Below are 464 nucleotides of genomic sequence, written 5' to 3'. Positions count from 1 at the left end.
TCGATGGCGCGCGGCGATGTGGCCTCGGACCTGATATTCGACACCCGCCAGCGGCCGTCGGCAATACGCTACGACATCCGGCTTGCAACCACGCCGATGGGACGGCTGCTCGCCGGATATGGGCTGGCGGACTCGGGCACCACCGGCACGATCCGCGGACGTATCCATTTGGAAGGCAGAGGCGATACGGTCCACGATTCCCTGGCAAGCTCGTCCGGTCGGATCGCGTTCGTAATGCCGCAAGGCACCTTGTGGACGAAAAACGCGCAACTCGCCGAACTTGATATTGGCACGTTCGTGCAGAAGATGTTCCAGGGCAAGCTCAAGAAGCCGATCGAGGTGAACTGCGGCCTGCTCGCCTTCACCGTCCGCAGCGGCACGGCAGTTGCCGATCCGATCCTGATCGATACCAGCAAAAACGTCGTCACCGGGCGCGGCGGCTTCAGCTTCGGCACCGAGGCGGT

At 63.1% G+C, this 464-nt stretch carries 1 pseudogene; it reads left to right on the top strand.

From position 1 onward, the window contains the following. A pseudogene (locus tag ACYPYD_RS22760) lies at positions 1 to 464 on the top strand (AsmA family protein); the annotation flags it as partial.

This window comes from Novosphingobium sp. 11B, from assembly GCF_054589055.1.
This window is presented reverse-complemented; position numbering and strand designations above follow the sequence as displayed.